Raw genomic sequence first — 12790 nt, 5'->3', positions numbered from 1 at the left:
ATAGATGAGTAATGAGCCAATGGCGCGTAAAGAGGAAGCGTCCCGCAAGGCTTTTGATGAAGCAAAACAATATATTCCCGGTGGGGTGAACAGCCCTGTACGGGCGTTTAAATCCGTAGGTCTGACTCCGATTTATGTGGATCATGGGATAGGTTCGCGTATTTTTGATATCGACGGCAACAGCTTTATCGACTATGTATGCTCATGGGGACCGCTGATTATGGGTCATGCGCATCCTGAGGTTGTAAAGGCATTGCAGGAGACGGCGGTAAAAGGGACAAGCTTTGGTGCACCTACTTTACTTGAAACTGAAATGGCAAAAATGGTTGTCGAACGTGTAGCCTCTGTAGATATCGTACGTATGGTTAACTCCGGAACGGAAGCGACGATGAGTGCGATTCGTTTGGCACGTGGTTATACAGGACGCAGTAAAATTTTGAAGTTCGAAGGATCCTATCATGGTCACGCAGATAGTCTGCTTATTAAAGCGGGTTCCGGTGTAGCCACATTAGGTTTGCCGGACAGCCCAGGTGTTCCCGAAGGTGTGGCAGTAAATACAATTACAGTTCCATACAATGATTTGGAGTCCACTCAGATTGCTTTCGAACGTTTTGGCAGTGAGATTGCCGCAGTGATCGTAGAGCCGATTGCCGGCAACATGGGTGTTGTACCACCACTTCCGGGATTTCTGGAAGGGCTTCGCAAGTTAACTTCAGACAATGGATCTTTGCTTATCTTTGATGAGGTAATGACAGGCTTCCGTGTCAATCGTGGCTGTGCTCAAGGCTTGTTCAACATTACTCCGGATATTACCTGCTTCGGCAAAGTCATCGGTGGAGGACTTCCAGTAGGCGCTTATGGCGGCAAAAGAGAGATCATGGAGCAAATCGCTCCTACGGGACCGATCTATCAGGCTGGCACACTTAGCGGTAATCCATTAGCGATGGCGGCAGGACTCACTACACTGAAGCTGCTGACACCGGAAGTATATGATCGTCTGGAGCAATTAGGGGCGCGTCTGGAAGCAGGCTTGAAAAAGAATGCAATCGAGACCGGTGTTCCGCTGACAATTAACCGTGTGGGCTCGATGGTCTGTCCGTTCTTCACGGAAGGACCAGTAACTAATTTTGAAACGGCCAAGACTAGCAACACGGATCTATTCCGTCGTTATTTTGGTCATATGCTGAGCCAAGGCATTAGCGTGCCACCTTCACAGTTTGAAGGCATGTTCGTGTCGGCTGCGCATAGTGAGCAGGATATTGATGATACCATTGAGGGCCACTATAATGCCCTGAAGGCCCTTTGAGTATTGGAGCCGGAGAACGAACCGGTGGTGGAGCTTGGACTAGACGTGGGGAGTGGCTGGAAGTAACACCCGGCAAAATCATTACAGGAGCCGAGGATTCTGAAGCTGCAATTGATAAGTGGCTGCTGGAAACTGTAGGTGTGCCTGAGAAGCTTCATCTGCGTCTGCGCCGCGAGGGGGGCATTCAGTGGAAGGGAGATCGACTGCGACTGGCACTTTTTCTGGATCGTGAAGCCGGCATTGAACCGGTATGGGAAGAGCTTGAAGTGTTGTATGAGGATGATTTTTGCTTGGTTGCCCACAAGCCAGCAGGTATGGCGGTTCATCCGGATGGCAGTGGCTTAGGTGTAACGCTGGATCACCTTGTAGCTGCGCATTATGTCGCTACCGGTGTTAGTGCAGCTGTAAGGCATATTCACCGACTGGACAAGGATACAACAGGTCCGGTGATGTACGCGAAGAATGAATTCGCTCAGCTTGTCCTAGACGAGAATATGCGTGAAAAAAGCATCTCGCGGCTCTACGCCGCGATCGTCGAAGGCACAGTGCCGCCTACGCTTAAAGTGATCGACGCGCCGATTGGGCGCGATCGTCATCATGCGGCGCGGAGAAGAGTCTCACCCGGCGGACAGTCCGCCGTGACTCGAATCCTCGGACGCGAAGCACTGCATGGCGGGAGCCTGGTGCATGTGCAGCTGGAGACCGGAAGGACGCATCAGATTCGCGTCCATCTCAGCCATATGGGTCATCCCTTGTATGGGGATGCGCTATATGGCGGCCCGGTTTGGGCTTCCAGCGCTAGTGGCCGACATGCGCTCCATGGCGAGCTGCTGTCTTTCCGCCACCCTTGGAGCGGTGAACAACTGGAAGTAAGCGATCCGTGGCCGGAGGATATGCTTCAGCTGCGGGAGCTGCTGTCTGAAGCGCCTTGACGGCTACGTTATAAACCTGAGAATCGTGGTATCAGCAAATGCTGGTATTACGGTTCTTTTTTTATCTATATTTTCGTAGGGTATATAATTTTCTGTTTTTTCAGAAAGAAGCATCTATCTATGTCCTAATAGCAAAAGCAGCATATAATACTTTGTTCATGCGGAGTAATTCATCTATTGGCCGGCAGATAGGTTCGAATAGTCCCTGAATTTATGAAATTAATAGCATCCTGTCCGGTTAGTGCTACCAAAGTTGTCATGCCTTTCTGTTTGAAGCATATACATGTGGGGAGTAACATTTTGGGCTTATGCTCTGGGCCTGTCTCAGGGTTAGATTATGCCAAGAAGGAGGACATATCCCGTGTTTGATCAGTCCCACGGCTTGCGGTTTGATATTTATGAACGCATTCACCTATCGGAAGAGCTTCCGGGAATAGCTGAGCTGGAGGAGGTTGAACTACTTCCGGAAATCCAGGTGATTCAGCGGGAGGATCGTGCCGAGTTATATGGTCAGCTGTTGCTTACCGGACTCTACCGGAGCGAAGATGACCGAACACAACGTCTGGAGCACGCCATTCCCGTTGAAATCACTGTTCCGCTTACACGCGTCAGCTCGATTGAAGATATTGGGGTGGAGATCGAGAATTTTGATATTGATCTGCTCACGATGCGCACAGTGAATATAACAGGCGTATTATCACTGCGGGGAATCGGTGGTGCGGAGCCTCAACCACAACCGGCCTGGCAGCAGGAAGAGTACACAGTTGCCTATTCCCCTCTCAGTGATGACAGGGTAATCGAAGTATCTGCAGTGAACCAAGAACACGAAACTGATGCACTTTATGAAAATTCACAGTGGACCTTTGGCGAGGATGCATCGGAGGTTGCCGTAGAAGAACATGAGCATGCTGAAGCTAATGCAGACGCATCAGAGGCTCCACTGGTCTCAAGTGGAGCTGGTCATTCGTCCCCTATAGTGAATTTCTCATCCGCTCATGAGAAGGACAAGGGCGCGAAAGCTCGGACGCATAGTCTGGATTCGCAAACAGAGGATTCCAAAGCAGGAATAACGGATTACTGGTTTAAAGCTGAGTCACAGAATGAAGCTGAGGCCACTCAGCTGAATCAAGTTAGCCAGGCGAGTCAAGCGGATCAGGAGCAAGAAGCTGAATATACTTTTGCTTCAAGAGAAACCGCTGTTCCAGCAGCTAATGCTGATGTGGATCAAGATATTGCCGTATTCGCTTCGGAAAACGAGGCCAATAATGAGCTTCATGCACAAGAAGAGAATGCTCAGCCGATCCACGAGAATACGAATGAAGTTTTTGTTTCTCAAGAGACTGTGCCACAGTCAGAGGAGAAGCAAGATCTTAAGATTGCGCTAGGAAGCAAGAAAGATGCTGAGGCTCCAGTCAAAGAACATCTCACCTTCTCTTCATTACTCAGCTCTAGTCGTTCTCGTAAAGAACAAGAGGCTCTCCTATCTGAAGGAAATGCATCGGCTGCAGCGATCATTCCAGAGGCCGGAAATAATACGGAGTGGAAGAGCAGATTCATTGCTGGAGCAGATGGCGCTAACCTATTCCGTAAGGTTCGCCTTTGCATCGTGCAGCGTGAAGAAACGCTGGATACAATCGCAGAGAAATATCAGCTAAGTGCGCGGGAGCTGGGAATGTATAATCGATTGTCTGGGCAGAGTGTAGAAGAAGGGCAAGTGTTGTACATTCCGTAATTGAATTACAATGCGTACTCATATGAATAGGTGAATCCCGATCTGATAGTAGATCGGGATTTTTGTCAAATATAAGAATATATAAGTTTCACGTTATACATTATCCTTATATTTCTCAAATAAACGCTTACCCTCCGTAAAAGGATGTCGAAGGCGTTTATTCTTGTGTGACCGGAGAACGTTAGAATGTGGGGTATCTAACCAACGCAGAGTGATGAATCGAATGAAAATTCGACATATGCACGCTATAAGTCGAAATTCCGCTTAAAGTCCCGCTGTAGAAGCCTATTCAGGTTGACTAGGGATGACTCAAAATGTATTATGGAGTAAGCAATATCTAAGTAAAGACTGGGAACGGGAAGAGTAGGCGGTCAGCCCTTCAGAGAGCGGAATGCAAGTGCTGTGACATTCCGTAGGATACAGCCACCGAAGTCGCCCCGGAGTCGCCCTTCTGAGCTTGTCTTCATGATATGAAAGATAAGTTAGGATGTGGCCGGTAGCAGCCGTTATCTGTACGAGTGTCGCGCTAAGCTTCTGAACCGTAAGGTGAAAGAAGTGCAGGTTTATTTTTCATTGGCGCGAAACAAAGGTGGTACCGCGAAAGAATGGCCTTTCGTCCTTTGAGACGAGGGGTCTTTTTGTTTTTTAGAAACCAACTACAAGTAACCAAGTGGAGGTATCAGAGAATGGCTGACCAAAACAATCTAACAGCGGCAGATGCTGCCGCTGCAAATGATTCTAAGAATGAAATGCCAACCACGTATGATCCGAAATCGGCAGAAACCAAGTGGTATTCCTATTGGACAGAGGGTGGATATTTCCGTGCAGGCGGGCGTCCAGATGCAAAAGCATACAGCATTGTAATCCCGCCGCCAAACGTAACGGGAATGCTGCACATTGGTCATGCGCTTGATTTTACGCTTCAGGATATCCTGATTCGTACAAAACGGATGCAAGGCTTCGACACGTTGTGGCTACCAGGTACGGACCATGCCGGTATCGCAACGCAGACAAAGGTAGAGCAAAAGCTGCGTGAGCAGGGAATTTCTAGACATGATCTCGGCCGCGAGAAGTTCCTGGAGCAGGTGTGGGAGTGGAAAGATAAATATGCGAACACCATTCATGAGCAGTGGGCTAAGATGGGGCTTTCCCTTGACTATTCCCGCGAACGTTTTACCCTGGATGAAGGGTTGTCGAAAGCTGTACGCGAGGTATTCGTTAAGCTCTATAATAAAGGCTTGATCTACCGCGGCAAACGCATTATCAACTGGGACCCGGCGGCTCGTACAGCATTGTCGGATATCGAGGTTGAATATAAAGAAGTTAATGGTCACTTGTATCATCTGCGTTACCCGCTCAAAGACGGTAGCGGATTTATTACAGTAGCGACCACACGTCCGGAGACCATGCTGGGTGATACAGCGGTTGCTGTTCATCCGGAAGACGATCGTTATAAAGATCTGATCGGCAAAACGTTGATCCTGCCGATTATTGGCCGTGAGATTCCGATTATCGCTGATGATTATGTAGACAAAGAGTTTGGTAGTGGTGCGGTTAAGATTACACCAGCTCATGATCCGAATGACTTCGAGATGGGTCAACGTCACAATTTACCGCAGATTAACGTAATGGATGAGAGCGGTACGATGAATGAAGAAGCAGGACCTTACCAAGGTCAAGACCGGAGTGTATGTCGTAAGGCCATTACTGCTGACCTGAAGGAGCAAGGTGTGCTGATCAATATCGAAGATCATGTGCATCAAGTAGGACACAGTGAACGCTCTGGAGCGGTTGTTGAGCCGTACTTGTCCACACAATGGTTCGTGAAGATGCAGCCACTCGCTGAAGCTGCCATCAATGCACAGAAGGATGGGAACGGGGTTAACTTTGTACCGGACCGCTTCGAGAGAACTTACCTGAACTGGATCGAGAACGTACGTGATTGGTGTATTTCCCGTCAGCTGTGGTGGGGACATCGTATTCCAGCATGGTATTCCGAGTCTACTGGTGAATTGGTTGTGGCAAATGACGAGGAAGAAGCGCGCCGGATCAGTGGTCTAACCGACTTGAAACAGGACGAAGATGTACTGGATACCTGGTTTAGCTCTAATCTGTGGCCTTTTGCCACACTAGGATGGCCAGATGAGAACAGTGCAGATTTCAAACGCTACTATCCGAACGATGTGCTCGTAACAGGCTACGATATTATTTATTTCTGGGTAGCGCGGATGATCTTCTCAGCTCTTGAATTTACCGGAGAAAAACCTTTCTCAGATGTATTGATGCATGGTTTGGTACGGGATTCCGAAGGTCAAAAAATGTCCAAATCACTCGGGAATGGCGTAGACCCTCTTGAAGTAATCGAGAAGTATGGCGCAGATGCAATGCGTTACATGATTTCTACCGGAAGTACAGCTGGACAGGATCTACGCTTCCGTTGGGAAAAGGTTGAGCAGGCACGTAATTTCGCCAATAAGATCTGGAATGCATCACGCTTCGCGTTGATGAATTTGGAAGGCGTAAGATTTGAAAATATTGACATTTCGGGTGAGCTAAGTACTGCTGATCGCTGGATTTTGCACCGTCTGAACGAAACTTCTCGTGAGATTACGCGTCTAATTGACTCGTACGAGTTCGGTGAGACCGGTCGCCAGCTGTACAACTTCATTTGGGACGATCTATGTGACTGGTATATTGAGTTCGCGAAGCTGTCACTTTACGGATCAGACGCCGCAGCCAAAGCGAAGACACAGTCTGTACTTGCCTATGTACTAGACCGTACAATGCGCTTGATTCATCCGTTTATGCCGTTTATTTCGGAAGAAATCTGGCAGCACCTTCCGCATGAAGGGGAGACGATTACGCTGGCTGCATGGCCGGAGTATGATGCTGCTCTGGAGAATCCGCAAGCCGTAGCGGAAATGAACCTGCTGATGGATGTAATCCGGGCCGTTCGTAATATCCGGGCTGAAGTGAATGTACCGATGAGCAAAAAGGTTGAATTGATCATCAAAGCGGGTAATGAAGAGACGCTGAGTATTATCACCCGTAACGACAACTACATTGGACGCTTCTGTAATACGTCTTCCTTCGAATCTGGCCTGAATCCAGAAACGCCGGATAAGGTAATGTCCGCTGTAGTAACAGGAGCAGAACTGCTTCTGCCATTGTCGGGACTCATTGATATTGAACAAGAAATCGCTCGTCTGGAAAAAGAAGTGCAGACGCTGAACAGCGAAGTAGAACGCGTAGAGAAAAAGCTGAGCAATCAAGGCTTCGTGGCCAAAGCTCCTGCTAAAGTTATCGAAGAGGAACGGGCGAAGCAGGCAGATTATTCTGCTAAACGTGAGAAAGTACTTGCCCGCATCGCAGAGCTGAGAGGATAAGAGACATGGATGACCTAAATCGGGGCGGAAGTACCGCCCCTCTTGCGACATACACCGAAGCGGTTGATTGGATCAAGAGCCTAATCCCTTTTGGGATACGGCCAGGTTTAGATAGAATCGAGATGTTGATGGACAAGCTGGGAAATCCGCACCGTCGGCTGAAGTTTATTCATGTGGCGGGTACGAACGGCAAAGGTTCAACTTGTGCTTTTTTGACTAGTGCACTTATACAAAGCGGCTATTCAGTAGGCACCTTTACATCTCCGTATATTACAAAGTTCACGAACAGGTTCCAATATAATAATACGGACATCTCTGAAGAAACGCTTGTCGAGCTGGTTAACCAATTGCGTCCACTAGTCCAAGAAATTTCGGAAACGGAGTTTGGCTCACCTACGATGTTCGAGGTAACTACAGCTGTAGCCATTCTATTTTTTGCGGGCGTCTCTTGTCCTGATGTTGTCGTATGGGAGACCGGGCTTGGGGGAAGGCTGGATGTAACGAACATCGTGACTCCGATTGTTTCTGTGATTACTAATGTTGGTCATGATCACATGGATATTTTGGGAGATACGCTAGAGAAGATTGCAATGGAGAAAGCCGGAATTATTAAGACGGGCGTACCTGTTGTTAGCTGCGTAACTCAACCGGAAGTCGTAGCGGTTCTGAAAGAGAAAGCAGCGGCTTGCCGCTCTACTCTTTATCTTGCCGGAGAAGATTTTAGCTATGAGGCTAATGAAATCCGTGAGGATGTGCAGACTTTTCATTTTAAGGGTCCCTTTCGTTCGCTTGAACTTGGGATCGTAATGAAAGGCGAGCACCAGATTAGCAATGCGGCAGCTGCCATGATGGTACTTGAGGTTCTGCGTCAGTATATGGCCTTTATGCTTGAGGATGAAGATGTGCTTGAAGGTTTGCGCCACGCATTCTGGGCTGGAAGGCTGGAAGAGGTAAGCAAGTCTCCAAGGATTGTACTGGACGGAGCACATAATCCGGAAGGTGCGGAGAGTCTTGCAAAAAGTCTGCCTCAGCTCTATCAATACGGTAAATTAAATTTACTTATGGGAATGCTGTCAAATAAGCATCATGAATCCTACTTTAAGCATATACTGCCTATAGTGGATACGCTCATCCTGACCGAACCGGATTTCCAGAACAAAATGGACGCGGAGAATCTGCAAGTTATCGCAGAAAGTCTGCGGGAGAAATATGCCAAGGAAAACTTGGCAATCATAGTAGAACATAATTGGGGAAAAGCGCTGCAGCTACTGAAGTCGATTACAGCGGAGGATGACCTTGCCGTCGTATCTGGTACGCTGTATTTAATCTCTGACGTACGCGGTACACTTTTGCAGCAACCCGATACTGAAAAAGGCTGGTGACGACTGTTGGATACTACTGAACGTGTGCATTTTATAGGGATCGGCGGCTACGGAATGAGCGCGATTGCCCGGGTAATGCTAGAAATGGGATATACAGTTACGGGCTCCGATGTGGCTGCCCAAGAATTAACGGATAAATTGATTGCTAAAGGTGCCAAGATTTATATCGGGCATACAGCAGAACAAGTAAAAGGTGCGGATCTAGTCGTATACTCTACGGCTTTGTCTAGTGATAATGTGGAATGGGTGGAAGCTGAGCGTCTTAAGATTCCAATTCTGCATCGTTCGCAAATGTTAGCCCGTTTATTGAATGAACGTAAAGGGGTAGCCGTTGCTGGAGCACACGGGAAAACTACCACATCCTCCATGATTGCACTTGTGATGGAAGAGTGCGACGTTGATCCAACGTATATTATCGGTGGAGAGATTATGAATGTAGGTACGAATGCAAAGGCGGGACAAGGTGAGTTTGTAGTAGCGGAAGCGGATGAGAGTGATGGCTCTTTCCTGCACTATCACCCTTGGCTTGGGATCGTTACGAATGTTGAAGCGGATCACTTGGAAAATTACGACGGAGACTTTAACCGTCTTAAAGCTGCATACGTGCAGTTCATGAACCAAACGCGCGAAGATGGAACTGCTATAGTATGCGCTGATGACGAGAATGTGATCTCTCTTTTACCTGAAGTAACAGGTAAGGTGATTACTTATGGCATCAAGTCGAACACTGCAGATTATATTGCCACTGATATCGTTCTAGGCGATCGTCAAGTATCGTACACGATGAATCATAATGGAGAAGTGCTTGGACGGATTGAACTCTCCGTTCCCGGACAGTACAATCTTTACAATTCAATGGCAGCGGTAATCGCTTGTTTGAAATCAGGGATTTCTTTCGAGAAAATCGCTGAAGCGATTGTGAAATTCCATGGTGCGAAGCGCCGTTTTCAAGTGCTCGGAGAAGTCAATGACATTCTGGTCATTGATGATTATGCGCATCATCCTACAGAGATTCAGGCAACGATCAGTGCTGCCAAGGCAACAGGAAAACGGATTATTGCGGTATTCCAGCCTCAGCGCTATACACGTACTTTCTTCCTGTTAGATGCTTTCAGCCGTGCCTTTAGCGAAGCCGACGAAGTCATCATCACCGATATTTACTCTCCGGCTGGAGAGAAACAGATCGAAGGTGTTACTTCTGCGAAGCTGGTTGAGCTAATCGTTAAGAACAGTAATGCGGGCGCGAGACATCTGCCAACCAAAGAAGATGTTCTAGCTGATCTGACACCTCGTATTGCTCCAGGTGATCTGGTGATTACGATGGGCGCAGGCGATATCTGGAAGGTCGGATACGCACTGGCAGACGGGTTGAAGAAGAAGCATTAAGTTTACAAATTGAGGCTAATTCGAGGATATTTATATTCTCTATTCAATAGCACTTCCCCAAAATTTCGTTCAGATAATCCTTGTGTTTATCTGAAGGGAGTTTAGAGGGAAGTGTTTTTTTGGTATTGTTAACGTATTTACTGATATAGTTATAAAGTGCTATAGTGCTGTCAGAAGAGGATCGATTTTTCAACGTATATTTGGGATCCCCACAAAGTACCCGAGTACGCATCGAAGCAAAGCCGCACTTTGTGGGGATATTTTCGCATAGGTGGTGACGTATGAGCTCCCTGCTTGAAATTAGAACACTGATTTATTTGTTTATTTTCGGAAATTTATTTATATTACTGCTTATAACCAATTATCGAAGTACCGCTGTTAAAGATACAGCCTCCACCTTGTTCATCCGATCAAAGGAAGTGCAGCTACTCTTTTGGTGTTCGATTTTATTATGGGATTATCTCCCTCATGCGTTGTCCATTCCGCTTAGCAATGCTCTAATCCTTGGAGGGTGCTGTCTAGAAATTACAGCGTTACTGCTGATGATGGGAGTACTGGGGCCAAAAATAAAGCGATATTACATCATCCTTTCGGTATTGAGCATAATTAGTTTTAGTATCATCGCATTATTTTTTAATCATTCCAACTTGCGCATCGCTTGTACTTCACTTTGGTCTATACTATTTATAGTTTATCCAGCTTATCATCTAACTGTGAATAAAAAGGCTACCCCTCTGCAAAAAATATTAGGCGTATTATTTTATGTATTTGCAGCGATTATGCTGATGCGGGCGCTTGTTGCATTGATTTGGGAGCCCGAGATGAATGTGTTCTCAACAAATCTCACGCAATATTTGTATTATTTGGGGATGTATTTATTATTTATCGTAGGGGCTGCCGGTTATATTCTTCTCTCAAATGAGCATTCCTTCGTCAAACTAAAAAGAATAGCCAGTTATGATGATTTGACGGGGATCCTAAACCGTGGAGCATTTCTTCAGGAAGCGGAGATAAAGCTTGAAAAGGCATTTCGAGCGCAGGAGTACTTCTCATTTTTGCTATTGGATTTGGATTATTTTAAACAGGTCAACGATACTTATGGTCATGATACCGGTGACATTGTGCTGGAAGAGTTCGCATCGACGATTAAAAATAATCTCGGAAATGGCGATTTGTTTGGCAGACTAGGGGGCGAGGAATTCGCAGTCATACTCTGTGGGGTAGATGAGCAGAGCTGCGACCAGAAAGCTGAAGCGCTTCGTGAGGCGATAATGAATACTTCCACTAATAAGGTTCAACAGGGGTACACAGTTAGTATAGGTGTAATTACGATCATGCCAGATCAGGAGATTTCGATAAATAATTTGTACAAGCTAAGCGACAAGGCATTATATCAGGCCAAACAAGAGGGAAGAAATAGAGTCATCAGATACCGATATGTATACTGAGAGTCAGGAATACTAGGGGAGGTGAACTTCACTTATATGCATCTGGATCTCCAGACACTGCTGGTGTGTCTCTTTTTGTGGCAATCGTTCACGGTGCTGCTTATCGTGGTGTATCGTTTGCGTTATCCGCAGGAACAGACTTCTTCATTGTTTATCACAGCAAAATATTTGCAACTAGCAGCCTTGATCCTCTTATTACTGAAGGATTTTATAGATACACCACTTAGTCTACCGATCATAGCACTTCTTGCTCTGGCTGGAGGCACGCTCGAAAGCTTGGCGCTTCTAATGCTTCTCCGAGTATTCGGGAGCAAAGTGGAGAGATATTATTCTATATTATTCGGAGTATCCATTCTAGTTGTGGTGCTTATGTATTTGTTGATGCCAAAGGATCCTCTCGTTGTTCCAGTCGCTTGTCTGGCTGGAGTTCTGATTATAGCCTATCCTGCTTATATACTATGTCTGAAGGTCATGGAGACTTCGCTACAAATAATAATGGGACTGCTATATTGTCTTGTTATCTTATCGTTGGCGGGGAGAGCCTTAGAACCGCTGTATTCCGTATTAGGAATCAATACACAAGTTGCACAATTTCTTTATTTGTTTTTTTATCTCGGGATTTATTTGTATATGTTTCTAGGAACCGCGGGAATTATGCTGCTTTATAGAGAAGATTCCTTTGCAGAAATGGAGCGGGTAGCAACTTATGATGAGTTGACCGGTATTTTGAATCGCAGGTCGTTCGTTCTGCGTGCTCGGCCTTTAATAGTTGCTTCAGCGATGAAGAAACTGCCCTATTCTTTTTTACTGCTGGATGTCGATCACTTTAAGAGCATAAATGATAATTACGGCCATAATACAGGTGACCAAGTACTAACTGATTTGGCGTCTAAAATAGAGCAGCAGCTTGGCCATGGTGATCTGATCGGAAGATTTGGGGGAGAAGAGTTCGCAGTGCTCCTGCACAGAGCCGATGAGAAGAGTAGTGATGTTATTGCTGAAGGAATGCGCACAGCTGTTATAGGTTCTATGATTCATGGCGTACCGCTGCACTACACGATAAGTATTGGAGTCATCACGATAGAATCGGGCGAACGCTTTTCACTAAATAATCTCTACAAACTTTGTGATAATGCATTGTATCAAGCTAAGAAAAAGGGTCGGAACTGCGTTGTTAGAAGCTACGAAATATAAAAGTGTCTTCCTTTCGTCATTAGA

At 46.5% G+C, this 12790-nt stretch carries 8 protein-coding genes and 1 other annotated feature; all 8 genes read left to right on the top strand.

Features of this window, described 5'->3' with window-relative positions; all coding sequences use genetic code 11:
- Window positions 1-4 precede the first annotated feature (4 nt).
- The 8 genes from hemL to MKY99_RS24175 all read left to right on the top strand — a co-directional run bounded on the left by hemL (window position 5) and on the right by MKY99_RS24175 (window position 12766).
- Complete coding sequence (hemL, locus tag MKY99_RS24210; protein WP_339266738.1) at window positions 5-1306, top strand: glutamate-1-semialdehyde 2,1-aminomutase; 1302 nt, start codon at window positions 5-7, stop codon at window positions 1304-1306.
- Window positions 1303-2238, top strand: a complete 936-nt coding sequence (locus MKY99_RS24205; RefSeq protein ID WP_339266737.1) for an RluA family pseudouridine synthase — start codon at window positions 1303-1305, stop codon at window positions 2236-2238. The genes hemL and MKY99_RS24205 overlap by 4 nt, the downstream gene beginning before the upstream one ends.
- Window positions 2239-2599: 361 nt before the next feature.
- Window positions 2600-3970: a LysM peptidoglycan-binding domain-containing protein gene (locus tag MKY99_RS24200; protein ID WP_339266735.1), complete on the top strand. Its 1371-nt coding sequence runs from the start codon at window positions 2600-2602 to the stop codon at window positions 3968-3970.
- Window positions 3971-4311: 341 nt separating this feature from the next.
- Window positions 4312-4594: a binding site (T-box leader), on the top strand.
- Between the two features lie 62 nt (window positions 4595-4656).
- Window positions 4657-7356: a valine--tRNA ligase gene (locus MKY99_RS24195; RefSeq protein ID WP_339266733.1), complete on the top strand. Its 2700-nt coding sequence runs from the start codon at window positions 4657-4659 to the stop codon at window positions 7354-7356.
- A 5-nt stretch (window positions 7357-7361) separates the two neighbouring features.
- Window positions 7362-8738, top strand: a complete 1377-nt coding sequence (locus MKY99_RS24190) for a folylpolyglutamate synthase/dihydrofolate synthase family protein (protein ID WP_042191194.1) — start codon at window positions 7362-7364, stop codon at window positions 8736-8738.
- 6 nt (window positions 8739-8744) lie between these two features.
- Window positions 8745-10124 carry a UDP-N-acetylmuramate--L-alanine ligase gene (gene murC / locus MKY99_RS24185; RefSeq protein WP_042191191.1) on the top strand — a complete coding sequence of 460 codons (1380 nt, stop codon included), beginning with the start codon at window positions 8745-8747 and terminating at the stop codon, window positions 10122-10124.
- Window positions 10125-10405: 281 nt separating this feature from the next.
- Entirely contained in the window at window positions 10406-11572 is a 1167-nt protein-coding gene (locus tag MKY99_RS24180) for a GGDEF domain-containing protein (protein WP_339266731.1), read from the top strand.
- Window positions 11573-11608: 36 nt separating this feature from the next.
- A complete protein-coding gene (locus tag MKY99_RS24175; RefSeq protein WP_339266729.1) occupies window positions 11609-12766 on the top strand; it encodes a GGDEF domain-containing protein in 1158 nt (385 codons plus the stop codon).
- Window positions 12767-12790 lie beyond the last annotated feature (24 nt).

Source organism: Paenibacillus sp. FSL R5-0470 (assembly GCF_037975205.1).
Lineage (GTDB): Bacteria > Bacillota > Bacilli > Paenibacillales > Paenibacillaceae > Paenibacillus_AQ.
The sequence above is the reverse complement of the archived record's forward strand: the minus strand, read 5'-3'. Positions and strand labels throughout refer to the sequence as shown.